Source organism: Pseudomonas sp. PB101 (assembly GCF_009764265.1).
Classification (GTDB): domain Bacteria; phylum Pseudomonadota; class Gammaproteobacteria; order Pseudomonadales; family Pseudomonadaceae; genus Aquipseudomonas.
Window position 1 is genome coordinate 18512 of sequence record NZ_RWIR01000033.1, and the last position, 26741, is coordinate 45252.

The following is a 26741-nucleotide window of genomic DNA, read 5'->3' on the forward strand; positions in this document are numbered from 1 at the left end:
CAAGCTGCAACCGATCATTGCCGAAGTGAAACGCTCGGTGCAGGACGCCCGCAGCACCGCGGACCAATCGTCCGCCATCGCCACCCAGACCAGCGCCGGCATGGAGCAGCAATACCGCCAGGTGGATCAGGTCGCCACCGCCTCCCACGAGATGAGCGCCACTGCCCAGGATGTTGCCCGCAGCGCCGCGCAGGCGGCCCATGCCGCCCGCGATGCCGATCAGGCGACCCGTCAGGGTTTGACCGTGATCGACCGCACCACCGCCAGCATCGACAACCTTGCCGCCGACATGAGCGCGGCGATGATCCAGGTCGAAGGCCTGGCCGCCAACAGCGAGAAGATCGGCACGGTACTGGAAGTGATCCGCGCGATTGCCGAGCAGACCAACCTGCTGGCCCTCAACGCCGCGATCGAAGCGGCCCGTGCCGGAGAGGCCGGACGCGGTTTTGCCGTGGTCGCCGATGAAGTGCGCAACCTGGCGCGGCGTACCCAGGAGTCCGTGGAAGAAACCCGCCTGGTGATCGAGCAACTGCAAAGCGGCACCCAGGATGTGGTGGGTTCGATGAACAACAGCCATCGTCAGGCCCAGGGCAGCGTCGAGCAGGTTGGCCAGGCCGTGACGGCGCTGCGCCAGATCGGCGACGCGGTGACCGTGATCAACGACATGAACATGCAGATCGCCAGCGCCGCCGAAGAGCAAAGCGCGGTGGCCGAGGAGATCAACAACAACGTGGCGACCATTCGCGACGTGACCGAATCACTGTCGGGCCAGGCCAATGAATCGGCACGGGTCAGCCAGTCGCTCAACAGCCTGGCGAACCAGCAACAGAGCCTGATGGACCAGTTCCGCGTTTAAACCTTGCAAGTCGCACAAAATACCTGTGGGAGCGAGCTTGCTCGCGATGGCCGAGTGTCAATCAACAAAGATGTTGTCTGACCCACCGCCATCGCGAGCAAGCTCGCTCCCACATTTGTTTCTGCGCGCACCTCAATCAAATGATGGCGAGTGGATATCTAGCAGAACCTGATTATGCTTCAGGGAACCTCGCAGCAATCAACGACGTCAACTTCAAAGCAAGCTTTGCGCAATCCGACGACATCAGCCCCAGGGCCAGGGTGCGGCAACATATGAGAGGTGCTCCGGCCTACACAATAACAACGGAGAACACTCATGGCGGCCATCGACAACACCACCACGGGCAGCACGCCCAACCGCGGCATCACCCGGGAGGAGCGCAAGGTCATTTTCGCGTCGTCCCTGGGCACCGTGTTCGAATGGTATGACTTCTACCTGTACGGTTCCCTCGCGGCGATCATCGCCAAGCACTTCTTCGCCGGCGTCAACGAAACGACCTCCTTCATCTTCGCCCTGCTCGCCTTCGCCGCCGGCTTCGCCGTGCGGCCGTTCGGCGCCATCGTGTTCGGCCGGCTGGGCGACATGATCGGGCGCAAGCATACGTTCCTCATCACCATCGTGATCATGGGTGTCTCCACGGCGGTGGTAGGCCTGCTGCCCGGCTATGCGAGCATCGGCGTCGCGGCTCCGGTCATCCTGATCACCCTGCGCTTGCTCCAGGGCCTGGCCTTGGGTGGCGAGTACGGCGGAGCGGCGACCTATGTCGCCGAACATGCCCCCAAGGGCAAACGCGGCTTCTTCACCTCATGGATTCAGACCACCGCCACCCTCGGCCTGTTTCTGTCGCTGCTGGTGATCCTCGCCTGCCGCACCGTCCTCGGCACCGAAGCCTTCGAGGCCTGGGGCTGGCGGATTCCGTTCCTGCTGTCGATCCTGCTGCTGATCGTCTCGGTGTACATCCGCCTGCAACTGAGCGAATCACCGGTATTCCTGAAAATGAAGGCCGAAGGCAAGGCGTCCAAGGCACCGTTGACCGAATCCTTCGCCCGCTGGGACAACCTGAAGATCGTCATCATGGCCCTGCTCGGCGGTACCGCCGGCCAGGCGGTGGTCTGGTACACCGGGCAGTTCTATGCGCTGTTCTTCCTGTTGCAGACGCTGAAGATCGACCCGCAGACCGCCAACCTGCTGATCGCCGGTTCGCTGCTGATCGGCACGCCGTTCTTCGTCATTTTCGGCAGCCTGTCCGACCGCATAGGGCGCAAGGGCATCATCATGGCCGGCTGCATTCTGGCGGCCGCGACCTATTTCCCGATCTTCCATGCGTTGACCCAGTACGGTAACCCCGACGTGTTCATTGCGCAGGAGAAGAACCCGGTCACGGTGGTCGCCAACGCCGACCAGTGCTCGTTCCAGTTCGACCCGGTGGGCAAGGCCAAATTCACCAGTTCCTGCGACCTGGCCAAGACCGTGTTGGCGAAACGGGCCATCCCCTACAAGAACGTCAACGCCGAGCCTGGCGCTGTTGCGCAGGTGCGCATTGGCGACAAAGTGATCGAGAGCTTCGAGGGCACCGGCATGCCGGCCGCCGACTTCAAGGCCAAAAACGACGCCTTTACCGCCACCCTCGCCACCGCCCTCAAGGACGCCGGCTACCCCGAGAAGGCTGACCCGGCGAAGACCAACTACCCGATGGTGTTGCTGCTCCTGACGATCCTGGTGATCTACGTGACCATGGTCTACGGCCCGATCGCCGCCTGGCTGGTGGAACTGTTCCCGGCGCGCATCCGCTACACCTCGATGTCGCTGCCCTATCACATCGGCAACGGCTGGTTCGGCGGCTTCCTGCCGACGGTGGCGTTCGCCATGGTGGCGGCCACGGGGGATATCTACTACGGGCTGTGGTATCCAATCGTCATCGCGGTGATGACGGCTGTGCTGGGCATTTTCTTCATGCCGGAAACCAAGGATCGGGAGATTCATCACACCTGAGGTAGACACAAATCACTGTAGGAGCGAGCTTGCTCGCGATGAACGCAAGGGCGCCGTTGTGAATCAGAAAGGGCGCGTCATCGTTAACGATCATCGCGAGCAAGCTCGCTCCTACAGGGGGGCGAGTTTCAGTGTCTGGGTAGCTCGATGACCACCTTCAACCCGCCCCACTCGCTTTCCAGCAACGACAATCTACCGTCCCAGCTTTCGACGATGTCGCGCACGATGCCCAGGCCCAGGCCATGCCCTTCGGTCTGTTCATCCAGCCGCGTGCCCCGGCTGAACACCTGATCACGCCGCTCTTCGGGAATGCCCGGGCCGTCATCTTCCACACAGAGTTCAAACCCCTCTGCGTTCTCGGCCACACTCACGCGAACCTCGGCATCCGCCCATTTGCAGGCGTTGTCCAACAAGTTGCCCAACAGCTCCAGCAGGTCCTCGCGATCCCAGGGCAATTGCAGACCGGCGGGTGCGCGGTAGCTCAGCGCCAGGTGTTCGCCGTGGATCATGTTCAGGGTCGCCAGCAATCCCGGGAGCTCCGCATCGCAATCGAACAATGCGCCCGGCAATGCATCGCCGGACAACCGCGCACGATTGAGCTCTCGATTGAGCCGCTGCTCGACCTGTTGCAGTTGCTCCTTGAGGACTTTGCGCAATTGCGGGTGCGCATCGAGCTGCTCGCTTGAAGCCAGGCTCAACAGCACCGCCAGCGGGGTTTTCAAGGCGTGGCCGAGATTACCCAGGGCATTGCGTGAACGCTTGAGGCTGTCCTCGGTGTGGGCCAGCAAATGGTTGATCTGCGCCACCAGCGGCTCCAGCTCCACCGGCACCTGGTCATCGAGTTGCGAGCGCTGGCCCTGTTGCAACTGCGCGATCTGCTCGCGGGTCTTTTCCAGCGGGCGCAAGGCGCGGCGCACCGTGATCCGTTGCAGCAGCAGAATCAGCAGCAGCCCGGCCACACCGAGGGCCAACCCGAGCTGCTGCATGCGCCGGAAGCTTTCGCGTATCGGCGTGTAATCCTCGGCGACGCTGATGGAGATCGGCACCCCCATGCGTCGATAGTCCGTACGCAGTACCAGCAACTGTTGCCCTTCCGGCCCCAGTTGCAGGTTGTCGTGCAGGCCGGGGTGATCGAGCGGCGGCAGTTCCTGATCCCATAAGGAACGGGAACGCCAATGGCCGTCGGTGAAATCAATACGGAAATAATGCCCGGAAAACGGCCGCTGATAGGCCGGCGACAGGCGTCGCTCATCCAGTTGCAAGCCCTGGGGCCCGCGCACCAGTGCCGCCAGCAGGTTCTCGCTGTCATTGCGCAAGCCGGCTTCGAGGTAGCGCTGCAAACCCAGTTCGAACAGCCACAGGCTGGTTTGCGCCAGCACCAGGCCTACGACCACCATCACGCTGATCAGGCCCAGGCTCAAGCGACGCTGGATCGATCTCACCGGGCTTGCCCGCCGAACAGATAACCCTGGCCGCGACGGGTTTCAATCACGTCTTTACCGAGCTTGCGGCGCAAATGGTTGACGTGGACCTCCAGCACATTGGAGTCGCGCTCGGTTTCACCGTCGTAGAGGTGTTCGGCGAGGTGGCTTTTGGAGAGGATCTGCTCGGGGTGCAGCATGAAGTAGCGCAGCAGGCGAAACTCCGCGGCGGTCAGTTGAATGTCGGCACCGTCGCGGACCACGCACTGGCGACCTTCGTCCAGATGCAGCCCGGCGGCCTGGAGGGTCGGCTGGTTGACCTGGCCATGGGAGCGGCGCAACAACGCCTGGATGCGCAAAAACAACTCTTCGGGATGAAACGGCTTGGTCAGGTAGTCATCGGCACCAGCCTTGAGGCCCTCGATGCGCTCGGACCAGGAACCCCGGGCCGTGAGGATCAGCACCGGCGTGGCCAGCCCCGCTGCACGCCATTGCGCCAGCACCTCGAGCCCCGGCACGCCCGGCAAGCCGAGGTCGAGGATGATCAGGTCGTAAGGTTCAGTGCTGCCCTGATGCACCGCGTCGCGACCATCGGCCAGCCAGTCCACCGCATAACCCTGGCGGTTGAGACCGGCCAGCAGTTCGTCGGCCAGGGGTACGTGGTCTTCCACCAGAAGCAAACGCATGGATCAGTCTTCCTTGTCTTTCAATAGGCGGCCGTTGGTGGCATCGATGTCCAGCTCACGGACCACGCCTTCAGGGGTCAGCAACTCGACTTCATAAATGTAGACGTCGTGTTTTTCTTCGAGCTCGGCTTCCAGCAGTTTCGCGCCCGGATAACGATCCATGGCCTGTTGCAGCAGTTGCTCGAGCGGCAGGATCACACCCTGTTGGCGCAGGCGCAGGGCTTCATCCTGGTCCAGGTCGCGGGCCATCACCACCGAGCAAAATGCCAGAAGCACCAGTGCCATCCGGCTGCCGGTGCATCGTTTGAATAAAAACACCTTCATTACCAATCCTGATGATCCTTGAGAACCTGCCCGCTGACAGCGTCTAATTCCAGATCCCACTCGATGCCCTGGGGATCGCGCAGCTCGACCTTGTACAAGTACTTGCCGTAATGCTGTTCCAGCTCGGATTCACTGACGGTGGAACCTGGATGCCTGGCCAGCGCGCGGGCATTGAGTGTCTCGAACGCGACAATGGTACCAGCGTCGCGCAGCCTCAGCGCTTCATCCGGGCCAAGTTCCCGGGCATGGGCGATGCCCGCGGTCAGGCCGAGGATGGACGCGGTGAACAGGGCTGTCAGGGTTTTCATGGGTGTCTCCGGATTTCAGGTGTTGCCTGGGCGCCACCTTAACCGGATGAACTTAATTGAAACTGAATGGCCATCATTGCCACCCCCAACCCTGTAGGAGCTGGCTTGCCGGCGATGGCGGAGTGTCAGGCAACATCGATGCTGACTGATACACCGCCATCGCCGGCAAGCCAGCTCCTACAGGGGTTGCGTATAATTCCACCGCAGGCCACACATCGAGACCGTAATGACCGCCATCCACATCAAATTCCCTTCCCTGACCCTCAAGGCCGGCCCGCGCGCCCTGGCGCACATCCGCGCCAACGGCCTGAACGCGGCCGAGGTCGGCACCCTGCCCGGCGCGGCGGGCGGGCCGAAGGCGCTGGGAATCCAGGGTCTGGACCTGGCGCTGTTCGGCGAGTGGCTGCCGGCGGCGCCGCGCGAACGCTCGCTGATCGGAGCCTCGGTGGGTTCCTGGCGCTTCGCCAGCGCCTGCCTGCCGGATGCCGCCGAAGGCATCCGGCGCCTGGGGGAACTGTACACCGAGCAGCATTTCGCCAAGGGCGTGACCATGACGCAGATCAGCCAGAGCTCGCGGCGCATGCTCAATGACCTGCTCGACGGTCGCGATGCCTCGATCCTGGCCAACAGCGATTACCGCCTGAACATCATGGTGGTCAAAAGCCACGGCCTGCTCGCCGACGATCATCGCGGTCGTCTCGGGCTGGGCCTGTCATCGGTCATCGCCGACAACCTGCGCGGCCGGGCGCGGCTGGCCCGGCACTTCGAACGCCTGATCATCCACGATCCGCGCCTGGCCCCGCCGGTCGATGCCTTGAACGACTTCCCTTCACGCTTCGTCGCCCTCGATGCCGGCAATCTGCGTCAGGCCCTGCTGGCTTCGGGTTCGATCCCGATGGTGATGGAAGGCGTGCGCAACCTGCCGGGCGCTGGCGCCGGCACCTTCCGCGACGGCGGCCTGCTGGACTATCACCTGGACCTGCCCTACAGCGGCAACGACATCGTGCTCTACCCGCACTTCACCGACAGGGTGATTCCCGGCTGGTTCGACAAGACCCTACCATGGCGCCGCGCCTGCCCGACACGCCTGCAAAACGTGCTGCTGCTGGCGCCGTCGAAGGAGTACCTGGCGCGCCTGCCCTACGGCAAACTGCCGGACCGCAACGACTTCAAGCGCTTCATGGGCGACGCCGCGAGCCGGCAGAAATACTGGCGCACGACCATGGATGAAAGCCGCCGCATGGGCGACGAATTCCTCGAACTGGCCGCCAACGGTCGCCTCGGCGAACGCTTGCTGACCCTTTAGTCAGGACAAACTGGTAAACTCGCCGCCTGCCCGAATCGCTGCGGCGAACGCCACCTGAACAGAGCTGAAAACACTGTGGAAATCTTCAAGGAATTTACTTTCGAATCCGCCCACCGCCTGCCCCACGTACCGGACGGCCACAAGTGCGGGCGCCTGCACGGTCACTCGTTCAAAGTGGCGATCCACCTGAGCGGCGACCTCGACCCGCATACCGGCTGGATCCGCGACTTCTCGGAAATCAAGGCAATCTTCAAGCCGCTGTACGAGCGCCTGGACCACAACTACCTGAACGACATCCCCGGCCTGGAAAACCCGACCAGCGAAGTGCTGGCCAAGTTTATCTGGAATGAGATGAAGCCCTTGCTGCCGGAGCTCAGTGCGATCCGCATCCACGAGACTTGCACCAGCGGTTGCATCTATCGCGGCGAGTAAGTCAAACATTACAAATAACCTGTGGGAGCGAGCCTGCTCGCGAAAGCGGTGTGTCAGACAACATGTACCGTGACTGACACGCCCTCTTCGCGAGCAGGCTCGCTCCCACAGGGGAACAGCGTTTTGTCAGAGAAAAAGAAAACAGCCTTCATCGGCTGTTTTTTTATGCCTATGCTTTTCCCCTCGCCCCGCCAAGAGGACAAGCCCATGACTGACTGGCCGCTGGATCAGGTCTTTGACTTCAACGGACACCCGGTCCGTTACGCCGTAGGCGGCGACGGCCCGCCGCTGGTGTTCGTGCATGGCACACCCTTTTCTTCTTATGTATGGCACCGGATCGCGCCGCATTTCATGGCCACTCACCGTGTCTACTACTTCGACCTGCTGGGTTATGGACAGTCGGCACAACCGGATGCCGATGTCTCGCTTGGTGTGCAAAACCGGCTATTGGCGCAACTGCTGGAGCACTGGGGCCTGGATCGTCCCGATGTGGTGGCCCACGACTTCGGCGGCGCCACCACCCTGCGCACGCACCTGCTCGACGGCAAGGATTACCGCAGCCTGACGCTGATCGATCCGGTGGCATTGACGCCCTGGGGCTCGCCGTTCGTGCAGCATGTGCGCCAGCATGAAGCGGCGTTCAGCGGACTGCCTGACTACATCCAGCGCGCCATCGTGCCGACCTATATTCGCGGGGCCATCCAGCGCGACATCCCCGATGCCGAACTCGCCCCCTACGTGCAGCCATGGCTGGGGGAGCCGGGGCAAGCGGCGTTCTACCGGCAGATCGCGCAAATGGACGAGCGTTATACCCGCGAGGCCGAGGGTTTGTATCCGGCGATCCGCTGCCCGGTGCAGATTCTCTGGGGGCAAGACGACCAGTGGATTCCCGTCGAACGCGGACGCGCCTTGCAGCAGATGATTCCCGGCGCGCAGTTTCATCCGATCCCCAACGCCGGGCACCTGGTTCAGGAAGATGCACCTGAAGCCATAGTCGCTGCGCTGCTGCGGTTTTTACCTGCGCAACATTCATCCAATTGAACTGGCAGGAGTTGCCGCCAGCGAGCTAACGTAGAGGTATTGCCAATACGATTCGCCAAAAGGATCTGCCCGATGCACATCATCAACGCCCGTCTGCGCAACCAGGAAGGCCTGCATGAGTTGAACCTGGAAAACGGTCTGATCAGCAGCATCGCCCGCCAGACCGAAGCCCCGACCCTGGGCCCTGACGATCTGGACGCCGGCGGCAATCTGGTGGTGCCGCCCTTTGTCGAGCCGCATATCCACCTCGACGCGACCCTGACCGCCGGCGAGCCGCGCTGGAACATGAGCGGTACGCTGTTCGAAGGCATCGAGTGCTGGGGCGAGCGTAAGGCGACCATCACCCTGGAAGACACCAAGACCCGGGCCAAAAAAACCATCCAGGCCCTCGCCGCCCACGGCATCCAGCATGTGCGCACCCACGTCGACGTCACCGACCCGCAACTGACCGCGCTCAAGGCGATGCTCGAAGTGCGCGAGGAAAGCCGGCACCTGGTCGATCTGCAAATCGTCGCGTTCCCTCAGGAAGGCATCGAGTCTTACCGCAATGGTCGCGAGTTGATGGAGGAAGCGATCCGCATGGGTGCCGATGTGGTCGGTGGCATTCCGCATTTCGAGTACACCCGCGATCAGGGCGTCAGCTCGGTGAAGTTCCTGATGGACCTGGCCGAACGCAGCGGTTGCCTGGTCGACGTGCATTGCGACGAAACCGACGACCCGCATTCGCGCTTCCTCGAAGTGCTCGCCGAAGAGGCCCGCAGCCGCGGCATGGGCTCGCGGGTGACGGCCAGCCACACCACGGCCATGGGCTCCTACGACAACGCCTACTGCGCCAAACTGTTTCGCCTGCTCGGGCATTCGGGGATCAGCTTTGTCTCCTGCCCCACCGAAAGCATCCACCTGCAGGGTCGCTTCGACAGCTTCCCGAAACGCCGGGGCGTGACCCGGGTCAACGAGTTGCTGGAAGCGGGCATGAACGTGTGCTTCGGCCAGGATTCGATCGTCGACCCGTGGTACCCGCTGGGTAACGGCAACATCTTGCGGGTACTGGAAGCCGGGCTGCACATCTGCCACATGCTCGGCTATCGCAACCTGCAAAGTGCGCTGGATCTGGTGACGGACAATAGCGCCAAGGCCATGAACCTCGGCGATCGTTATGGCCTGGAGCGCGGCCGGCCGGCGAACCTGCTGATTCTGTCGGCGGACAGCGACTACGAAGTGATCCGCAGTCAGGGATTGCCGCTGTATTCGGTGCGCGAGGGCAAGGTGCTGATGAAGCGGACGATGCCGGTGGTGGAGTTTGGTGGGCTGGGCTGAGTCTGGTGGTGACCGGGCTGACGCCATCGCTGGCAAGCCAGCTCCCACAGTGTTTTTTAGTGGCCACGATATTGGTGTACGGCTGCGATCCTGTGGGAGCGGGCTTGCCCGCGATGGCAATCTAAAAATCAATCCACCATTCGAGCCGTACCAAACAGACTGACCCGCCTCAACTCCCCCTGCTCTTCTTCCAGCAGGATCGGCGCCGTGCCACCCGGCATCGTCACCCTCACCTCTCCAGCACTGACCCAACCCACCCGCCAAGCTGCACAGGCCACCGCACTGGCGCTGGTCCCCGACGACGCCGTCGGCCCCTCGCCGCGCTCGAACACCCGGGCAGCGATGTGCCCTTCGGCCAGGCGCATCGCCCATTGCAGGTTGATCCCCGCCGGACACGGCCGTCCCGCCCCGGTCGGCATCGCGTAGGCGATTTTCGTCAGACCTTCGGCCAACCCCGGTTCGCGCATCTGCTCATTGCTCGGCAAATCTTCGGCGTTTTCGACCAGCGTCACGCAATGCGGATTACCGACCCGGGCGAACTGACTGCGTGACCAGGCCCCGTTGAGTACCGACAATTGTTCAATGTGGCTGAGTTCACGACCGTTCAACATCGCGTTTTCAACGCCATGCGCGCTGACCGCTGCCGGTCCGAATCCCGGCTGCCCCAGATCGAGCCAGAAACCCTTCACGCCATCGACCTCTGCGGCTTTCACCGAGGTCTGCCCCGGCGAAGGCGTATCAGCCTTGTCGTGATGAACCCTGAGCAGACAGGCTTCGTCCTTCGGCAACAGCCCTTGATCGCTCAGTGCCTGGGAAAAGATCGTCAAGCCGTTGCCACTGCGCTCGGCCAGGGTGCCGTCGGTGTTGACGATCAACAGGTCAAAGGGAGGCGACGCCTGAAACGGACCGACCAGCAAACCGTCGCTGCGATGATCCTTGCTGCCGGGCGGTCGAGTGCCAGGCGCCCAGCTACAGCAGGCTTCGATGGCCGCGAGCGCCCAGGCTTCGAGGGTTTGCGCGGCCTGGCTGGCCTGATCGGGCAAGTTGATGCCCTGACGGCGCAATTCTTCGGGTGCCACCACGATGTAGATGTTGCCCCGTGCATCGTACCGCTGCGCCATGGCGCCCTCCCGTGTGTCATTGAAATGGCCCAACATATCGCGAAACACGCTGGCGCTGTGCAACGATATCGCCCTGTTTGACTGCAAGCTTTTGCGGACATTGATCGAACCCACGCCGGTCGATCACTGTCCGTTGAGGACGCGACGTTTTTTGCCAGGAATTGATATGAGTAGCCTCAACAGCCAGACCACCTTCGTTCCCGGCCGCCTGGAACAGATGTCCACGCGCATCGCCTTTTTCATCGCCGGGGTCGGCATCGCCGCGTGGGCGCCGCTGGTGCCCTATGCCAAGGCACGGGCCGGGCTGGATGAAGGCACCCTGGGTTTGCTGCTGTTGTGCCTTGGGGTGGGTTCGATTCTGGCGATGCCGTTGGCCGGAATCCTGTCCTCACGTTTCGGCTGCCGGCGGGTGACGACTGGCGGAGCCTTGCTGATCTGTACCGCCCTGCCGCTGCTGGCGACGGTGTCGTCGATTCCGGCCTTGGTCGCTGCCTTGTTCATGTTCGGCGCGGGCCTGGGCACCGTGGATTCGACGGTCAACCTGCAAGCGGTGATCGTCGAGCGCGCCAGCGGCAAAAACATGATGTCGGGGTTCCATGGCCTGTTCAGCCTGGGCGGGATTGTCGGTGCAGCGGGCGTCAGCGGCTTGCTTGGCCTGGGAATTTCCCCGCTGGGCGCCACGCTGGTGGTGATCGTGATGCTGCTGATCGCGTTGGCCAAGGCCGTGCCGCATCTGTTGCCCTACGGCAGCAAGGGTTCGGGGCCGGCGTTCGCGGTGCCCCATGGCATCGTCCTGTTTATCGGCGGCATGTGCTTTATCGTGTTCCTCGCCGAAGGCGCGGCGCTGGACTGGAGCGCGGTGTTCCTGGTGCAGGAACGTGGCATCGACACGGCATATGCTGGCCTCGGTTATGCGGCGTTTGCCTTGACCATGACGGCCGGGCGTTTGACCGGTGACAAAATCGTGCGACGACTGGGCGCGACACGAGTGATTGTGTTCGGCGGGCTGACGGCCGCCGCCGGCTTGTTCCTGGCGACGTTTGCGCCGGACTGGAAGGCGGCGCTGGTGGGATACGCGCTGCTGGGCGCCGGTTGCTCGAACATCGTGCCGGTGCTGTACACCGCAGTCGGCAAGCAGACGGTCATGCCCGAAAGCATCGCCGTGCCGGCAATTACCACACTGGGTTATGCGGGCATTCTCGCGGGCCCCGCCGTCATCGGCTTCGTCGCCCATGGCAGCAGTCTGAGCTTTGCCTTTGCCTTGATGGCGCTGTTGCTGGTGGCGGTGGCGATTGGCGGGAGAGTTTTGAAGGTCTGAAGAGCATCGCCAGCAAGCCGGCTCCTACAAGGGATCCTGCGAACACATTATTGGTGTACGCCGCTGATCAACTGTAGGAGCTGGCTTGCCAGCGATGAATTCACCCCGATCTATCAGAACCCGACACTGGCCTGCACAAAGAACGTGCGTGGCGCGCCGACGTACATGCCCGAGTTGTTGTCGCTGGAGCGGGTGAAGTACTGCTTGTCGAAGATGTTTTTCACCCCGGCGCCAACCTTGAGGTTCGACACCTGCGGACCAAAGTCATAGCCACTGCGCACGTTCCAGGTGACGTAACCCGGAATATCGCCGTACTGGCCGTCGGCGGTGCCTTCGGTGATGTAGTTGTTGCTGAAACTACCGTCGGCGTTCACCGCGACGCCTGGCGAGCGCTGTTTGGACTGGGCGAAGGCGTCGAGGTTGTAAGTCCAGCGGTTGATGTCGTAACGCAGCCCCGCAGTCGCTACCTGACGCGAGTAGAACGGCAGGTCACGGCCCTTGAAGTCTGGAATATCCCCTTCATAGACAGCGCGGGTGTAGGTGAAACCGGCATTGGCGGTCAGGCCGTCGAGGCGTGGGTCCAGTGCCGCCATGTCGTAGTGCACCGAAGCCTCGATGCCGCGGTGGGTGGTCGCGCCGAGGTTGGTCCAGCCCGCATCATTGCTGATGTATTGCAGCTCCTTATCGAAGTCGATGTAGAACAGCGTCACTTCACCGCCCCACACATCATCGTTGTAGCGCGTGCCGATTTCGTAGGTCTTCGCCTTCTCCGGCTCCAGGCCATTGGCGGGGTTGTCACCCGAACCACCCTGGCCGAGCTGGAAATACTGCAGGGCACCGAACGAGGTTTCGTAGTTGGCGAACAGCTTCCAGGCGTCGGACATGTGATACATCACGCTCAGGGCCGGCAGCGGCTCGTTGCTTTCGATGCTGCGTTTCTTTTCCTGTACAGGCTTGCCGGCGGTATCGAGTACCGGGCGATCATGCCAGTCGGTGCTGATGTGCTCGAAACGGATACCCGGGGTGACGGTCCAGTTGCCGACGTCGATCTTGTTGTCGACATACACCGAGTTGGCCTCGGTGCCACCGGTACGGTCCTGATACACGTGGCCGTCCGAGGTCTTGGTCACGACCGGTTCGTTGTTGCTGTTCAGCCCCAGGCGACTGGCCTCCTCGTGCATGGCCTCCTTCAGGTAGCGATAGCCGACACTGACTTCCTGGGTGGTGGGGCCGACGTCGAACACATGGGACACCCGCGGCTCGATGCCGAAGGTGTAGTAGGTCCGCGGAAACGAGCCGAGGGTCTTCTGATCACGTGCGGCGATGTTGCTGCCACGAAAGCTGTCGGTGTAGTAGGTCAGCACTTCGGCCTGGGTACGGTCGTCGATCTGCCGAATCCACTTGAACGACACGTCCTTGCGGCGGCCGCTGAAGTTGTCGTTGTTGCGGTCGGACTGGAACGGGTCGGCGTCGTACTGCGCCTGGGTCAAGCCACCGGGCATGTCGGCCTTGGCGTCGTAGTAGTGGAAGTTCAGGCTGAAATCGTCGTAATCAGTCGGTGCCCAGTGGGTCTTGAGGATCACGTCGTCGATGTCGTTGCCGTTGTTGCTTTCACGGTAACCGTTGCCGTTCACGCCGGAATACAACAGCGCCACGCCCATGCCGTTGTCGGCGGTGCCGCCCATGAATGCCGTGTCGATGTGCTTCCAGCCACCGTGCTGGGAGGTTTCCAGGGTGGTGCCGATTTCAGCGGAGGCTTGTTCCGGGATCGCGCGGGTCACGAAGTTGATCACGCCACCGACGTTTTGCGGTCCGTAGCGGACGGAACCGGCACCGCGCACCACGTCGATGCTGTCGAGGTTGCCCGAGGAAATCGGCGCCATGGACAACTGCGGCTGGCCGTAAGGGGCGAACGCCGCCGGCACGCCGTCGATCAGCACGGTGGAGCGCGGCGACAGGCGCGAGGTCAGGCCACGCACACCGACGTTCAGGGAAATGTCACTGCCTCCAGTGCCGTTGGCTTCCTGCACTTGCACGCCCGGCACACGCTTCAACACGTCGCCGACGTTCATCGCGCCCTGCTCGATCATGGCTTCACGGCGAATCACCGTTCGCGCGCCCGGATGGTTCTGCACCACGGCGGCATCGGCATCGCCGAGCCAGTCGCCGACCACCTTGATGTCGGTCACGCCAAGTTCCAGTGGACCGTTGGCCGCGGCAGTCGGCGCCGGCATCAGGGTCACCGAACCTTCATCGATCTGGTATTGCAGGCCGCTGCCTTGCAGCAACTGGCGCAGCGCGTCTTCCGGGGAAAGGTTGCCATCCACCGCCGGGGCCTGTTTGCCAGCGACCAGTTCAGGGCTGAAGAACACCTGAAGCGAGGTTTGCTGGCCCAACTGACTCAGGGCCTGCCCCAAAGGTTGCGCCGGGATGTGAATGCCATCGGCGGCAAAGGCCTGGGGCAGCGCAACGTTGACCGCCAGCGCAAGCGCCAACGGCAACCAGGGGAGTTTGTTGTTTTTAGCGGTGGAGTTTTTCACGTCGAACGTAGTCCTGTGGATCGCAAGAGTGTGCGCTTGTTAATGCAAACCAGTTGCAGTTGAACAGGAAGACGATGAACTCGAAAAAAACCTGAATTCTATTTTGAAATTATTTCCTGGCTGCCATCGCCAAGGGTGCGCACGGCCACCGGCAGGATGTTCGGCAAGGCCTTGAGCAGCGCGTCGGTGTTGTCGGATTTGAACACGCTGGTCAGGCGCAGATTGCCCACCGCCGCATTGCTGACCTTCAGCGGCTTCTCCCGATAACGCGAGACCTGCTCGGCGACGTCGGCCAGGCTGGCGTTGTTGAACACCAGCTTGCCGCTGCGCCAGGCGGTCATTTCCGCCGGGTTGACCGCGTAGGCAGCGGCAACCTTGCCCCGGGCATCGACGTGGGTGCCAAGGCCTGCGGTCAGATTGATGAAATCGTTGTCGGCGGCCTCGCGCCCCTGGACCCTGACGGTGCCCTGCTCCACCACCACCCGGGTTTCGCTGGCGCCGCGACGCACGTCGAAGCGGGTGCCGGTGACCGTGACCTTGCCACTGCCCGCCGCGACCACGAATGGCCGGCGGGTGTCGTGCTCGACGCTGAACATCGCTTCGCCTGCGGTCAGTTCAACGTTGCGTTGACCCTTTTCAAACCGCACCTGAATCCGGCTGCGGCTGTCCAGATCGACTTCCGAGCCATCCGGCAACGCCACATGGCGCCGCTCATTCAAGGCCGTTGAAAACTCGGCGGTGTAAGGCGCCGGATGGTTCAGAGCGCTGAACAGGCCCAAGCCGAGTGCCACCGCGAACACGCTGGCGGCCACCGCATAACGCAGCACGGGACGAGGTTTCTTCAGGGCTGGCGGGGTATCGCACAAGGCCTGCAAACGCGCCGCCGGCACCAGGTCGGCGGCGCTCCACAAACCCTGGAGCACATCGAATTCGTCCCGGTGTTGGGGATGTTCGTCCAGCCAGGCCTGGAATCGGCGCCGCACTTCGACATCGACGACAGGTTCCTGCAAACGCACAAACCACTGCGCCGCCTCATCGCGCACCGTCGTTTGCCCGCACGCACAATCACGAGTATCCATCATGGAAGTTCCTGTCTGGCTGGGGTGGAGAATGCATGGGCCATCATGACTGCAACCCGTCCAGGCGATCACGCAGGTGCCGAAGCGTGCGGATCATATACTTTTCCACCATGTTCTTGGACAGTCCCAGTCGTTCGGCGATTTCGGCCTGGGTCAGGCCCTCGATTTTCTGCCAGACAAATACCTTGCGGCAGTTGACCGGCAACTCGGTGAGCGCCCGTTCAATGGAATCCGCCAACTGGATCGCGTGCATGAAATGCTCCGGGTCGCCGGTCGGCGACTCACTGAGATCAATCGCCTCTGACTCCATGGCGCCCCGCCGGTCCTCACGCCGATAACCATCCACGGCGATGTTGCGCGCGGTCTGGTGCAAATACGCCCGAGGCTGTTGCACCGCCGCCGAATCGGACTCAAGCACCCGCACGAAGGTATCGTGGGCCAGGTCCTCGGCCTGCTGACGATTCCTCAGGCGACGGGTCCAGGTGCCAACCAACTCTTCGTAGTGCTCGAAAAAGCCGTGTCTGCGGGGCAGCTTGAGGGTCATTGCGGTGTGCTGTGGAGGCGGGGCGTGAATAGTAATGCTTCCTATTAACCTGAAGCAATGGTTAGCAATCCCCCTTGGTCGGGCACTTTGTCTGCTTGCCATTGTGCATTTCGTCAGCAAAGCTCAATCGCGGCACGCAACCAAAGAAATCTGGCAGGCATTCAAAAGCGTCCATTGACGAGTTGTAACAAAGTGCAGGAATGCCCGTACCCGGCTTTTCCCCAGGAATTCACCCATGTTCAGCTCCAAAGCTTCGCCCAAAAGAACCCCGCTTGCCCGCCTGGCCCTGGCCATCACCCTGAGCACCCTTGGCCTGCCTTTCTGGGCGAACACGGCCCAGGCCCACGGCGGTCACGCCGACATGGTGCCGCTGCAGGCGGGTCTGGAGGCCTTTGGCGCCACGGTGAAATGGGACGATTACGCCAACCTGTTCACCATTGCCAAGGACGGGGTCTATCTCAAGGTCAAGCCCGACAGCAAAGTGGCGATGCTCAACGGCAAGCGTATCGAGCTGACTGTCCCGGTGGTGTTCAAGAACCATACGGCGTTCATGTCCACCGACTTCATCAACCAGGTGTTCCAGTCCGGGCTGGACAAGACCTTCGTCGTCGAGACCCGCCCCAACCCGCTCAATCCCCTGAGCGCAGGCGAAATCACCACGGCCGTGGACATCGTCAAGCAATCGGAAAACTACAAACCCGGTTTCCGCTTCACCGAAGTCTCGGTCAAGGAGCCGCCGAAGGATCAGGTGTGGAACTTCGTGTTCACCGGGCAGAACGTCGCGCAACCGCGCCAGGCGAGCATCGTCGTGCTCGACGGCAAGCACGTGATCGAAGCGCTGGTCGACCTCGACAAGAAAGAACTCAAGTCCTGGAAGCCGATCGAAGGCGCCCACGGCATGGTCCTGCTGGATGATTTCGCCACGGTGCAATCAGCCGTCGAGTCCAGCCCGGAATACGCCCAGGCCCTCGCCAAGCGCGGCATCAATGACGTGAAGAAGGTCGTGGCCACGCCGCTGACCGTCGGTTACTTCGACGGCAAGGATGGCCTGGCGCAGGACAAGCGCCTGTTGAAAATCGTCAGCTACCTCGACACCGGTGACGGCAACTACTGGGCGCACCCGATCGAGGGCCTGGTGGCGATTGTCGACCTGGAACAGAAGAAGCTGATCAAGATCGAAGACGAAGCGCTCATTCCGGTGCCGATGAAACCGACGCCTTATGACGGTCGCGGACGCCAGGGCGTCGCCGTCAAGCCGCTGGAAATCATCGAGCCCGAGGGCAAGAACTACACCATCAGCGGCAACAGCATTCACTGGCAGAACTGGGACTTCCACGTTCGCCTCGATTCGCGGGTCGGCCCGATCCTGTCCACCGTCACCTACGACGACAAGGGCAAGAAACGCAAGATCATGTACGAAGGCTCCCTGGGCGGCATGATCGTGCCTTACGGCGACCCGGACATCGGCTGGTACTTCAAGGCCTACCTCGACTCCGGCGACTACGGCATGGGCACCCTGACTTCACCGATCGCCCGTGGCAAAGACGCCCCGGAAAACGCCGTGCTGCTGGACGCCACCATCGCCGACTACACCGGCGCACCGACCGCGATCCCGCGCGCCATGGCGGTGTTCGAACGCTACGCCGGCCCCGAATACAAACACCAGGAAATGGGCCAACCCAACCTCAGCACCGAGCGCCGTGAACTGGTGGTGCGCTGGATCAGCACCGTGGGCAACTACGACTACATCTTCGACTGGGTCTTCCAGCAGAACGGCACCATCGGCATCGACGCCGGCGCCACCGGCATCGAAGCGGTCAAGGGCGTGAAATCGAAAACCATGCACGAAGACACCGCCAAGGAAGACACGCGCTACGGCACCCTGCTCGATCACAACATCGTCGGCACCACGCACCAGCACATCTACAACTTCCGCCTCGACATGGACGTGGACGGCGAGCAGAACTCACTGGTGGAAGTGAACCCGGTGGTATTGCCCAACGACCGTGGCGGCCCGCGCACCAGCACCATGCAGACCGAGACCAAAGTAGTCGGCACCGAGCAACAGGCGGCGCAGAAATTCGACCCGTCGACCGTGCGTCTGCTGACCAACTTCAGCAAGGAGAACAAGGTCGGCAACCCGGTTTCCTACCAGTTGATTCCTTATGCCGGCGGCACGCACCCGGTGGCCAAGGGCGCCAACTTCGGCAAGGACGAATGGCTCTACCACCGCCTGAGCTTCATGGACAAGCAACTGTGGGTGACGCAATACAACCCCGAGGAAAAATACCCGGAAGGCAAGTACCCGAACCGCTCGGACAGGGACTCGGGCCTGGGCCAGTTCACCCAGGACAACCACTCCATCGAGAACACCGACGACGTGGTCTGGCTGACCACCGGCACCACCCACATCGCCCGCGCCGAAGAATGGCCGATCATGCCGACCGAATGGGTGCATGTGCTGCTCAAACCGTGGAATTTCTTCGATGAAACGCCGACCTTGAACCTCAACGCACCGAAGTAACCGGGCAATTCATATAACCTGTGCGGGCTTGCCCGCGATGACGGAGTGTCAGTCGACATCATTGTCACTGATCCACCGCTATCGCGGGCAAGCCCGCTCCCACAGGGTTATTCGGTGCTCAGGCAACCGATCAGGCATACCGCTTGCGATACTCCCCCGGCGCAATGCCGAAGCGTGACTTGAACGCGGTGGAGAAGTAGCTCGAATCGGAAAACCCCCACGAATACCCCAACACCGACAACTTCTGTTCCTTGCCCGATTGGCGCAGGAATTCGGCGCACAGGTCCAGGCGGCGGTTCTTGATGTAGCGCGCCACCACCAACCCTTTCTTGGCAAACATCCGGTACAGGCCACGGGTGGACATGCCGACTTCCCGCGCCAGCCATTCCGGGCACAGGTCTTCGGAGCGGATGTGTTCGTCGATGAACTTGAGCGTCTTGCGGAAGATCCGCTCGTGGGAATCCTCGCAATCGTCGGTCTGGCTGATGGCCGGGCGCAACAGGCTGACGATCGCCTCAAGGGTCGCTTCGCTTTCCTGTCGGGTCAGGTGCTGCTGGCGGGTGGCATCGAGGATCAGCCGGTGCGAGAGCATGGCGATGGGCGAAGTCGCGGCAATCCGGTGGCCGCACTTGACCTGATTGAAGCGCAGGGTTTGCTCGACCAGTTGGTGCGGCAGGATCAACGACAACTGCCGGGAGTTTTCGCTGTAGGTGAAGTCGCTGGGTCGCGCGGCATCGATCAGCGTGATGTCGCCGGGGGACAGCAAGACCTTGTCGTCGCCCTGGGCCATGCCCGCCGTGCCGTCGAGCTGGAACACCGCAAAATACTTGCCGCCCTCGCCCGCCGCGACTTCCTGGGGCGTGCGGTACAAACGCGCCTGGCACGCGTCGACGAAACTGAGCTTGAGCGCATCGCTCTGGTATTCGCGGATGCGCCCGGCAAATTCGTTGCCCAGGGGTTGTGCATTGAAGGCGCCGCAGATCTGGTTGATCTGATGGATCCACTGATCGAACCCATCATGGCGCTGTGCGTTTGTAGAAATCATGGCAGGCCTCACGCAGGCTTATTTTTATTGTCTACGTCAAAACACAGGTTCTCCTGAACAGCGACTCTCCCTGAACGGCGACGGGTTTACTTCAACCCGCCAAACCGCCGATAAAAACTCTCGCCCACGTCCGGCAACGGTCCGTCGGCGGTTTCCAGTGCACTGTTCAGCCATTCCTCGGCCTTGGCATAGATCAAACGGTAAATGTTGCGGCACAACTGCCGGGCCGCACGGCCTTCCCAATCGCCGGGCAACAATTCGTCCGGCAGCTGTGGGTCGCGCAGCAGCAGCTTGCGGTATTCATGAATAAGCAGGATTCGCGCCAGGAAGCAGTCGGACGGTTGCAGGTTTTCCTGCTCGCGAAGCGCCTGCCAGAGCGGCCGGAACAGCTGAATGAATTCGCTGTAGTGGGTTGCCAGTTCCTCGATGTTCCAACTCTCGCGCACTTGCAGGCGCAGCGCCTTGGAGGCCAGCACGTCTTGCGCGGTGGTTTCAAAGACGATGGTGTCTTCCTGGGCGCCGAGGTCGAGCAGCGTCGCGTTGACATCGGAACGGTCACTGCGCGGACAGGCCAGCACCATCGGCGAAATCGCACCAAAACCTTGCCACTCCAGCTCCTCGCGCACCTGTTTGCGTTTGTCCTGGGTCAGCTGCGAGAGCATCACCAGGCACCAGGAACCATCCCAGGCCGGCATCGTGGTGCTGTAGACCCGCTTGAAGGCCTTGTCGAAACGCCGGCGACCGGTGCCGGTCAGGCTGTAGTAGCTGCGCCGACCGACTTTCTCGGCGGTCAGCCAGCCTTCCTTGGTCAGGCGAAAAATCGAAGTGCGGATCAGCCGTTCGTTGATGCCGATCGGCTCGAGCAATTGAATCAGGCTGCCCAGCCACACGGTGCCGCCATGGGGTTCGATGGCATCCCCGTACAACGTGATGATCAAGGAACTGGCGCGGATCGGCGTCTGTTCCTGGAAGCGGGTAATCAGATGGTTCAAGGGAGTCAGGGACGACATGGGCGTTCCGTGCGAAAAAAGAAAAGGAATATACCGAAAGCCGGCCGGTTAAGCCCAACCCCTTGTAGGAGCCGGCTTGCTGGCGATGGTGTATCAGTCAACGCCAAGGTAGCTGACCCACCTTCGCCAGCAAGCCGGCTCCTACAAGGGTCCGTGTTCACAGGCTGCTGCCTTTCGGCCGCAACCCGCTGTCGCTGATCCGCGGGCGATCCGGCTCCGGTTCGCTCAGCGGTTCGCACACCTGCATCTGCGTAAGGCAACGCTGGGCCAGTTGCTGATATTCCCGAGTACCGGCCTGTTTCCACGCCACTTCCTGATCGCTGAGGGTGCGCTTGACGCTGGCCGGTGCGCCCATGACCAGCGACTGCTCAGGGCATTCGAAGCCGGCCTTGACGAACGCCGCCGCCGAAACGAATGAACGCGGGCCGATCCGGGCGTTGTCCATCACCACCGCATTCATGCCCACCAACGCGTCGGCGCCGATCCGGCATCCGTGCAGCACCGCGCCATGGCCGATGTGGCCGTTGCGCTCGACCACGGTGTCGCTGTCGGGAAAACCGTGCATCACGCAGGTGTCCTGCAGGTTGGCGCCCTCCTCCAGCACGATCCGCCCGAAGTCGCCGCGCAGGCTGGCCAGCGGACCGACATAGCAATGCGGACCGATGATCACGTCACCGATCAATACGGCAGACGGATGCACATAGGCGCTCGGGTCAACCACCGGAGTCAGGCCACCAAGGCTGTAGCAGGTCATGAAAGCGTCCCTCACAAAGCGATGCAAATAATGACTCATTTTGTATCACATCACTTTTACAATCACAAAGACTAAAAAGCGTATCACTTGAAACAGCACTTTCCGACGAATGCAAACGGGACACAAAAATCAGGATAAAACCCAATAAACGCTGGAGAAAAACCACTACAAGCGCTCATACACCAGGAGACGCTCAAATCAAAATCATCACCAATAAGACACATTAAATCTATTTTCATATTGCATTTACGTATCACGTTACAGCTATACTTGGGCAAAACCGGCCCCTGCGGCCGATCCAATAACGAGCCGGCACCACGCCGAGCCTGCACCGTGAGGGCACCCGCCATGCCTCTAACCCTTGCCGTCGAATTGATCGAGCCTGGCGTCCGCCTGATTACCCTGCAGCGCCCGCAGGCCCTGAACGCCCTGACCACCGAGTTGCTGGGCGAACTGGCCGACGAACTGAATGCCGCGCAAGCCGACCCGGACACCCGCGCCGTGGTCCTGACCGGAAGCCGCAAGGCCTTCGCCGCCGGTGCCGACATCAAGGAGATGGCCGAGCGCAACCTGGTCGGCATCCTCGACGACCCGCGCCAGGCCTCGTGGCAAACCATCACGCGCTTCAGCAAACCGCTGATCGCCGCCGTCAACGGCTTCGCCCTCGGCGGTGGCTGCGAACTGGCGATGCACGCCGACATCATCATTGCCGGTGAAGACGCGCGCTTCGGCCAGCCGGAAATCAACCTCGGGATCATGCCCGGCGCCGGTGGCACCCAACGCCTGCTGCGCGCCGTCGGCAAGTCCATGGCCATGCAGATGGTGCTCACCGGTGAGCCGATCGATGCCCGCCAGGCCCAGCGCGCCGGTCTGGTCAGCGAAGTGACCCAGCCGGAGTTCACCGTCGACCGCGCCCTGCACATCGCCCGCAGCATCGCCGCCAAGGCACCGCTGGCCGTGCGTCTGGCCAAGGAGTCGCTGCTCAAGGCCATGGACACCGACCTCGCCAGCGGCCTGCGGTTCGAGCGCCACGCCTTCACCGTGTTGGCCGGCACCCGCGACCGCGACGAGGGCATCGCTGCCTTCCAGGAAAAGCGCACGCCGACCTTTACCGGTCAGTAATCCCAGAATTCGAACGACCGCCAAGAGAGCGCCAAGACCATGAACTTCGAACACATCCTGTTTTCCATCGAGGCCGGCGTCGCCCTGCTCAGCCTCAACCGGCCGGACCAGCTCAACAGCTTCAACACCCAGATGCATGGCGAAGTGAAGGAAGCGCTCAAGCAAGTGCGGCAGAACCCGGACGTGCGCGTCCTGCTGCTGACCGGTGAAGGTCGCGGCTTCTGCGCCGGGCAGGACCTGAGCGACCGCAATGTCGCGCCGGGCAGCGCCGTGCCGGACCTGGGCGAGTCCATCGAGAAGTTCTACAACCCGCTGATCCGCCAGTTGCGCGACCTGCCGCTGCCGGTGATCTGTGCGGTCAACGGCGTGGCGGCCGGTGCCGGCGCCAACATTCCGCTGGCCTGCGACCTGGTCCTGGCCGCGCGCTCGGCCAGCTTCATCCAGGCCTTCTGCAAGATCGGCCTGATCCCCGATTCCGGCGGCACCTGGACCCTGCCGCGCCTGGTTGGCATGGCTCGGGCCAAGGCCCTTGCACTGCTGGGCAACCGCCTGAGCGCCGAACAAGCCGAGCAATGGGGCTTGATCTACCAGTGTGTGGACGACGCCGATTTGCGCGACGAAGCACTGAAACTGGCCCGCCACCTGGCGACTCAGCCGACTTACGGCCTGGCGCTGATCAAGCGCAGCCTCAACGCGAGCATGAGCAACAGCTTCGACGAACAACTCGAGCTGGAACGCGACCTGCAACGCCTGGCCGGGCGCAGCGAGGATTACCGCGAAGGCGTCGGCGCCTTCATGGAAAAACGCACCGCCGTTTTCAAGGGACGCTGAGTCATGAGCGCACTGAACACATCTGCACGCATCGCCGTGATCGGCGCCGGCGCCATGGGCGCAGGTATCGCCCAGGTCGCGGCCCAGGCCGGTCATCCGGTGCTGCTGCTGGACAACCGCCCTGGCGCTGCCGCTCAGGCCATTGAAGGCATCGACCGGCAACTGGGCAAACGGGTCGAGAACGGCAAACTGGCCGCCGAGTCGCGCAATGCAACGATTGCCCGCCTGCAAGCCGTGGAAGCTATCGAGGCGCTGGCCGATTGCGATTTGATCATCGAAGCGATCGTCGAGAATCTCGAGGTCAAGCGTGCGCTGTTCCGCCAGCTCGAAGGCATCTGCGGCACGCATTGCATCCTCGCCAGCAACACCTCGTCGCTGTCGATCACCAGCATCGCCGCACAGCTTGAGCATCCAGAGCGCCTGCTCGGCCTGCACTTCTTCAACCCGGCGCCGGTGATGGCGCTAGTGGAAATCGTTTCCGGCCTGGCCAGCGATCCAGCCCTTGCCGAATGCCTGTACGACACGGCCAAGGCCTGGGGCAAAAAACCGGTGCACACCCGTTCGACGCCGGGCTTCATCGTCAACCGCGTGGCCCGGCCGTTCTATGCCGAGAGCCTGCGTCTGTTGCAGGAAGGTGCTGCGGATTGCTCGACCCTGGATGCGCTGATGCGTGAGGCCGGTGGGTTTGCCATGGGTGCTTTCGAGCTGACCGACCTGATCGGCCACGACGTCAACTATGCGGTGACCTGTTCGGTATTCGACGCCTATTACCAGGACACCCGCTTCCTGCCGTCGCTGATCCAGAAAGAGCTGGTGGACGGCGGGCGCCTGGGACGCAAGAGCGGTCAGGGTTTCTACAGCTATGCCCAAGGTGCGGAGCGCCCGCACGCCGCTGAAATCAACAGCGCTGCGAAGGTCGAGGTTTGTGCTGTGGAAGGCGACCTCGGTATCGCTAAAGGCTTGCTCGCACGTTTGCATGAACAAGGCGTCGAGATCATCCAGCGCGATGGTCGAGGCTTGCTGCGGGTCGGTGACGCCGTGCTGGCCTTGAGCGACGGACGCATGGCCTGCCAGCGCGCTCGCGAAGACGGGCTGCGCAACCTGATCCTGCTGGATCTGGCGCTCGATTACGGTAACGCCAAACGCATCGCCATCAGCCATGCGGCAGGTATCGATCCGCTGGCACTCGAACAAGGCGTTGCCCTGCTGCAACAGGCTGGACTCAAGGTCAGCCTGCTCAGCGACAGCCCGGCGCTGGCAGTGCTGCGCACCGTCGCCATGCTCGCCAACGAAGCCGCCGACGCCCTGCTGCAAGGCGTGGCCTCGGCCGCCGACATCGACCTGGCCATGCGCGCCGGGGTCAATTATCCACAGGGGCCGCTGGCCTGGGCGGATGCGATCGGTCTGGCGCACATCCTCAACGTGCTGGAAAACCTGCAAGCCAGTTATGGCGAAGAACGCTACCGGCCGTCGCTGTTGCTGCGCCGTCGGGTTGCCGAAGGGAGAAACTTCCATGACTAACCATGAAGCCATGTCGCTGGCCAGCGACTGCGCACAAACACTGTTCCAGCGCGACGCCGCCAGCCAGGCCATGGGCATGCGCCTGCTGTCGGCCGGCCCCGGCTGCTCGCGGGTCGGCATGACCGTGCGCGCCGACATGGTCCAGGGCCACGGCACCTGCCACGGCGGCTATCTGTTCGCCCTCGCCGACTCGGCGTTCGCCTTTGCCTGCAACAGCTACAACGAAGCCACCGTGGCCATCGGTTGCAGCATCGACTACATCGCCCCGGCCCGCCTGGGCGACACGCTGAACGCCGACTGCATCGAGCAGAGCCGTTCCGGGCGCACCGGCAACTACGACGTACGCATCGAAAACCAGCAGGGCCAGTTGATCGCCCTGTTCCATGGCAAATCCTACAAAGTGCGCGGCCCGGTGCTGACGCAGGAGAACCCGAATGAATGACGCCCTGATCATCGACGCCGTCCGCACCCCCATCGGCCGCTACGCCGGCGTCCTGAGCAGCGTGCGCGCCGACGACCTCGGCGCGGTGCCGCTGCGCGAACTGCTGCGCCGTCACCCGCAAGTCGACTGGAACACGGTCGACGACGTGATCTACGGCTGCGCCAACCAGGCCGGCGAAGACAACCGCAACGTCGCGCGCATGTCGGCGCTGCTGGCCGGGCTGCCGGTGAGCGTGCCAGGCACCACCCTCAACCGCCTGTGCGGCTCCGGGCTGGATGCCATCGGCACCGCCGCTCGCGCCATTCGCAGCGGCGAAACCGGGCTGATGCTGGTCGGTGGCGTCGAATCCATGTCCCGCGCACCGCTGGTGGTGGGCAAGGCCGAGCAGGCGTTTTCCCGCGCAGCCGAGATGTTCGACACCACCATCGGCTGGCGCTTCGTCAATCCGTTGATGAAAAAGGCCTACGGCATCGACTCCATGCCGGAAACGGCGGAGAACGTCGCCGAACAGTTCAACATTTCCCGGGCCGACCAGGATGCCTTCGCCCTGCGCAGCCAGCAGCGTGCAGCGGCCGCCCAGGCCAATGGGCGCCTGGCGAAAGAAATCGTCGCCGTGGAAATCCCGCAGCGCAAAGGCCCGGCCAAAGTGGTCGAGCACGACGAACACCCGCGTGGCGACACCACGCTTGAGCAGCTTGCCAAACTGGGCACGCCGTTCCGCGAAGGCGGCAGCATTACCGCTGGCAATGCCTCCGGGGTTAACGACGGCGCTTGCGCATTGCTGCTGGCCAGTCCGGAAGTCGCCAAGCGTCACGGTCTGACCGCACGGGGCCGCGTTGTCGCGATGGCCACCGCTGGCGTTGAACCGCGCATCATGGGCATCGGCCCTGTCCCGGCCACGCGCAAAGTGCTGGAAGTGGCCAACCTGAGCCTGGCCGACATGGACGTGATCGAGCTCAACGAAGCCTTCGCCGCACAGGGCCTGGCCGTACTGCGCGAACTGGGCCTGAGCGACACCGACCCACGGGTCAACCCCAACGGCGGTGCCATCGCCCTGGGCCACCCGCTGGGCATGAGCGGCGCACGACTGGTCACCACCGCCCTGCACGAGCTTGAGGAGCGCAATGGCCGCTACGCCCTGTGCACCATGTGCATCGGCGTCGGCCAGGGGATCGCGCTGATCATCGAACGTCTATCCCACTAAAGA

General features: G+C 62.6%; 23 protein-coding genes and 1 pseudogene. 13 read left to right on the plus strand and 11 right to left on the minus strand.

The features are described 5' to 3' along the window. Positions 1 to 262: 262 nt before the first annotated feature. Together EI969_RS30975 and EI969_RS10360 are read left to right on the plus strand one after the other, a co-directional pair. Positions 263 to 856 (plus strand): annotated as a pseudogene (locus tag EI969_RS30975) (methyl-accepting chemotaxis protein); the annotation flags it as partial. A gap of 315 nt (positions 857 to 1171) precedes the next feature. Next, complete coding sequence (locus EI969_RS10360) at positions 1172 to 2848, plus strand: MFS transporter (RefSeq protein ID WP_160387595.1); 1677 nt, start codon at positions 1172 to 1174, stop codon at positions 2846 to 2848. Positions 2849 to 2976: 128 nt separating this feature from the next. On the opposite strand, the gene EI969_RS10365 is transcribed toward EI969_RS10360, so the two are convergent. From EI969_RS10365 to EI969_RS10380, 4 genes are read right to left on the minus strand one after another with little or no spacing between them, the layout of a single operon-like run. Further along, on the minus strand, positions 2977 to 4290 hold the full coding sequence (locus EI969_RS10365) for a sensor histidine kinase (protein WP_160387597.1): 1314 nt from the start codon (positions 4288 to 4290) through the stop codon (positions 2977 to 2979). Continuing rightward, positions 4287 to 4955, minus strand: coding sequence for a response regulator transcription factor (locus EI969_RS10370; RefSeq protein ID WP_150715834.1), 669 nt, complete (start codon positions 4953 to 4955; stop codon positions 4287 to 4289). Before EI969_RS10370 ends, EI969_RS10365 begins: the two co-directional genes overlap by 4 nt. Before the next feature lie 3 nt (positions 4956 to 4958). Next, on the minus strand, positions 4959 to 5279 hold the full coding sequence (locus EI969_RS10375) for a PepSY domain-containing protein (RefSeq protein WP_160387599.1): 321 nt from the start codon (positions 5277 to 5279) through the stop codon (positions 4959 to 4961). Further along, the gene (locus EI969_RS10380) at positions 5279 to 5587 is read right to left on the minus strand and encodes a PepSY domain-containing protein (RefSeq protein ID WP_160387601.1); all 309 of its coding nucleotides are present in this window, start codon (positions 5585 to 5587) and stop codon (positions 5279 to 5281) included. Before EI969_RS10380 ends, EI969_RS10375 begins: the two co-directional genes overlap by 1 nt. A 226-nt stretch (positions 5588 to 5813) precedes the next feature. Here EI969_RS10380 and EI969_RS10385 point away from each other — a divergent pair, with 226 nt between their 5' ends. The 4 genes from EI969_RS10385 to codA all read left to right on the plus strand — a co-directional run bounded on the left by EI969_RS10385 (position 5814) and on the right by codA (position 9683). Beyond that, on the plus strand, positions 5814 to 6893 hold the full coding sequence (locus EI969_RS10385) for a patatin-like phospholipase family protein (protein WP_160387603.1): 1080 nt from the start codon (positions 5814 to 5816) through the stop codon (positions 6891 to 6893). A 75-nt stretch (positions 6894 to 6968) separates the two neighbouring features. Next, positions 6969 to 7325: a 6-carboxytetrahydropterin synthase QueD gene (gene queD, locus EI969_RS10390; RefSeq protein ID WP_003223505.1), complete on the plus strand. Its 357-nt coding sequence runs from the start codon at positions 6969 to 6971 to the stop codon at positions 7323 to 7325. A 207-nt stretch (positions 7326 to 7532) separates the two neighbouring features. Continuing rightward, the gene (locus EI969_RS10395; protein WP_160387605.1) at positions 7533 to 8366 is read left to right on the plus strand and encodes an alpha/beta fold hydrolase; all 834 of its coding nucleotides are present in this window, start codon (positions 7533 to 7535) and stop codon (positions 8364 to 8366) included. Between the two features lie 72 nt (positions 8367 to 8438). Then, a complete protein-coding gene (codA, locus tag EI969_RS10400; RefSeq protein ID WP_160387607.1) occupies positions 8439 to 9683 on the plus strand; it encodes a cytosine deaminase in 1245 nt (414 codons plus the stop codon). Between the two features lie 128 nt (positions 9684 to 9811). Here the strand turns inward: codA and EI969_RS10405 are convergent, their stop codons facing one another. Next, positions 9812 to 10804 carry a diaminopimelate epimerase gene (locus EI969_RS10405; RefSeq protein WP_160387609.1) on the minus strand — a complete coding sequence of 331 codons (993 nt, stop codon included), beginning with the start codon at positions 10802 to 10804 and terminating at the stop codon, positions 9812 to 9814. A gap of 166 nt (positions 10805 to 10970) precedes the next feature. On the opposite strand from EI969_RS10405, the gene EI969_RS10410 reads away from it, so the two are divergent. Further along, the gene (locus tag EI969_RS10410; RefSeq protein WP_160387611.1) at positions 10971 to 12122 is read left to right on the plus strand and encodes an MFS transporter; all 1152 of its coding nucleotides are present in this window, start codon (positions 10971 to 10973) and stop codon (positions 12120 to 12122) included. A gap of 113 nt (positions 12123 to 12235) precedes the next feature. Here EI969_RS10410 and EI969_RS10415 read toward each other — a convergent pair whose 3' ends face one another. From EI969_RS10415 to EI969_RS10425, 3 genes are all read right to left on the minus strand, one after another. Then, positions 12236 to 14662, minus strand: a complete 2427-nt coding sequence (locus tag EI969_RS10415; protein WP_160387613.1) for a TonB-dependent receptor — start codon at positions 14660 to 14662, stop codon at positions 12236 to 12238. A gap of 98 nt (positions 14663 to 14760) precedes the next feature. Continuing rightward, positions 14761 to 15744 (minus strand): FecR family protein, encoded by a 984-nt coding sequence (locus EI969_RS10420; RefSeq protein ID WP_160387615.1) that lies wholly within the window; start codon positions 15742 to 15744, stop codon positions 14761 to 14763. A gap of 40 nt (positions 15745 to 15784) precedes the next feature. Then, positions 15785 to 16285 carry a sigma-70 family RNA polymerase sigma factor gene (locus EI969_RS10425; protein WP_008049809.1) on the minus strand — a complete coding sequence of 167 codons (501 nt, stop codon included), beginning with the start codon at positions 16283 to 16285 and terminating at the stop codon, positions 15785 to 15787. A gap of 235 nt (positions 16286 to 16520) precedes the next feature. Between EI969_RS10425 and tynA the strand changes: the two genes are divergently transcribed. Further along, entirely contained in the window at positions 16521 to 18809 is a 2289-nt protein-coding gene (gene tynA, locus EI969_RS10430; RefSeq protein WP_160387617.1) for a primary-amine oxidase, read from the plus strand. A 130-nt stretch (positions 18810 to 18939) separates the two neighbouring features. Here tynA and feaR read toward each other — a convergent pair whose 3' ends face one another. The 3 genes from feaR to paaY form a co-directional block, all read right to left on the minus strand. Then, positions 18940 to 19854 carry a transcriptional regulator FeaR gene (feaR, locus tag EI969_RS10435; protein WP_160387619.1) on the minus strand — a complete coding sequence of 305 codons (915 nt, stop codon included), beginning with the start codon at positions 19852 to 19854 and terminating at the stop codon, positions 18940 to 18942. Between the two features lie 86 nt (positions 19855 to 19940). After that, on the minus strand, positions 19941 to 20864 hold the full coding sequence (paaX, locus tag EI969_RS10440) for a phenylacetic acid degradation operon negative regulatory protein PaaX (protein WP_150715821.1): 924 nt from the start codon (positions 20862 to 20864) through the stop codon (positions 19941 to 19943). 157 nt (positions 20865 to 21021) lie between these two features. Beyond that, entirely contained in the window at positions 21022 to 21618 is a 597-nt protein-coding gene (gene paaY, locus EI969_RS10445) for a phenylacetic acid degradation protein PaaY (protein WP_160387621.1), read from the minus strand. 348 nt (positions 21619 to 21966) lie between these two features. Here paaY and paaF point away from each other — a divergent pair, with 348 nt between their 5' ends. From paaF to pcaF, 5 genes are read left to right on the plus strand one after another with little or no spacing between them, the layout of a single operon-like run. After that, a complete protein-coding gene (gene paaF, locus EI969_RS10450) occupies positions 21967 to 22740 on the plus strand; it encodes a 2,3-dehydroadipyl-CoA hydratase PaaF (RefSeq protein ID WP_160387623.1) in 774 nt (257 codons plus the stop codon). A gap of 39 nt (positions 22741 to 22779) precedes the next feature. Continuing rightward, the gene (gene paaG / locus EI969_RS10455) at positions 22780 to 23571 is read left to right on the plus strand and encodes a 2-(1,2-epoxy-1,2-dihydrophenyl)acetyl-CoA isomerase PaaG (RefSeq protein WP_160387625.1); all 792 of its coding nucleotides are present in this window, start codon (positions 22780 to 22782) and stop codon (positions 23569 to 23571) included. Between the two features lie 3 nt (positions 23572 to 23574). After that, positions 23575 to 25092 (plus strand): 3-hydroxyacyl-CoA dehydrogenase PaaH, encoded by a 1518-nt coding sequence (gene paaH, locus EI969_RS10460; RefSeq protein ID WP_160387627.1) that lies wholly within the window; start codon positions 23575 to 23577, stop codon positions 25090 to 25092. Further along, a complete protein-coding gene (paaI, locus tag EI969_RS10465) occupies positions 25085 to 25534 on the plus strand; it encodes a hydroxyphenylacetyl-CoA thioesterase PaaI (RefSeq protein ID WP_160387629.1) in 450 nt (149 codons plus the stop codon). The genes paaH and paaI overlap by 8 nt, the downstream gene beginning before the upstream one ends. Then, a complete protein-coding gene (pcaF, locus tag EI969_RS10470) occupies positions 25527 to 26738 on the plus strand; it encodes a 3-oxoadipyl-CoA thiolase (protein ID WP_160387631.1) in 1212 nt (403 codons plus the stop codon). The genes paaI and pcaF overlap by 8 nt, the downstream gene beginning before the upstream one ends. Positions 26739 to 26741: the final 3 nt, after the last annotated feature.

Excerpts from the sequence above, each read along its gene's own strand:
- EI969_RS10360 (WP_160387595.1), top strand. The coding sequence starts at position 1,172 with ATGGCGGCCATCGACAACACCACCACGGGCAGCACGCCCAACCGCGGC.
- EI969_RS10370 (WP_150715834.1), bottom strand. The coding sequence starts at position 4,955 with ATGCGTTTGCTTCTGGTGGAAGACCACGTACCCCTGGCCGACGAACTG.
- EI969_RS10375 (WP_160387599.1), bottom strand. The coding sequence starts at position 5,279 with ATGAAGGTGTTTTTATTCAAACGATGCACCGGCAGCCGGATGGCACTG.
- EI969_RS10380 (WP_160387601.1), bottom strand. The coding sequence starts at position 5,587 with ATGAAAACCCTGACAGCCCTGTTCACCGCGTCCATCCTCGGCCTGACC.
- EI969_RS10385 (WP_160387603.1), top strand. The coding sequence starts at position 5,814 with ATGACCGCCATCCACATCAAATTCCCTTCCCTGACCCTCAAGGCCGGC.
- EI969_RS10395 (WP_160387605.1), top strand. The coding sequence starts at position 7,533 with ATGACTGACTGGCCGCTGGATCAGGTCTTTGACTTCAACGGACACCCG.
- codA (WP_160387607.1), top strand. The coding sequence starts at position 8,439 with ATGCACATCATCAACGCCCGTCTGCGCAACCAGGAAGGCCTGCATGAG.
- EI969_RS10405 (WP_160387609.1), bottom strand. The coding sequence starts at position 10,804 with ATGGCGCAGCGGTACGATGCACGGGGCAACATCTACATCGTGGTGGCA.
- EI969_RS10410 (WP_160387611.1), top strand. The coding sequence starts at position 10,971 with ATGAGTAGCCTCAACAGCCAGACCACCTTCGTTCCCGGCCGCCTGGAA.
- EI969_RS10420 (WP_160387615.1), bottom strand. The coding sequence starts at position 15,744 with ATGATGGATACTCGTGATTGTGCGTGCGGGCAAACGACGGTGCGCGAT.
- EI969_RS10425 (WP_008049809.1), bottom strand. The coding sequence starts at position 16,285 with ATGACCCTCAAGCTGCCCCGCAGACACGGCTTTTTCGAGCACTACGAA.
- tynA (WP_160387617.1), top strand. The coding sequence starts at position 16,521 with ATGTTCAGCTCCAAAGCTTCGCCCAAAAGAACCCCGCTTGCCCGCCTG.
- feaR (WP_160387619.1), bottom strand. The coding sequence starts at position 19,854 with ATGATTTCTACAAACGCACAGCGCCATGATGGGTTCGATCAGTGGATC.
- paaX (WP_150715821.1), bottom strand. The coding sequence starts at position 20,864 with ATGTCGTCCCTGACTCCCTTGAACCATCTGATTACCCGCTTCCAGGAA.
- paaY (WP_160387621.1), bottom strand. The coding sequence starts at position 21,618 with ATGACCTGCTACAGCCTTGGTGGCCTGACTCCGGTGGTTGACCCGAGC.
- paaF (WP_160387623.1), top strand. The coding sequence starts at position 21,967 with ATGCCTCTAACCCTTGCCGTCGAATTGATCGAGCCTGGCGTCCGCCTG.
- paaG (WP_160387625.1), top strand. The coding sequence starts at position 22,780 with ATGAACTTCGAACACATCCTGTTTTCCATCGAGGCCGGCGTCGCCCTG.
- paaH (WP_160387627.1), top strand. The coding sequence starts at position 23,575 with ATGAGCGCACTGAACACATCTGCACGCATCGCCGTGATCGGCGCCGGC.
- paaI (WP_160387629.1), top strand. The coding sequence starts at position 25,085 with ATGACTAACCATGAAGCCATGTCGCTGGCCAGCGACTGCGCACAAACA.
- pcaF (WP_160387631.1), top strand. The coding sequence starts at position 25,527 with ATGAATGACGCCCTGATCATCGACGCCGTCCGCACCCCCATCGGCCGC.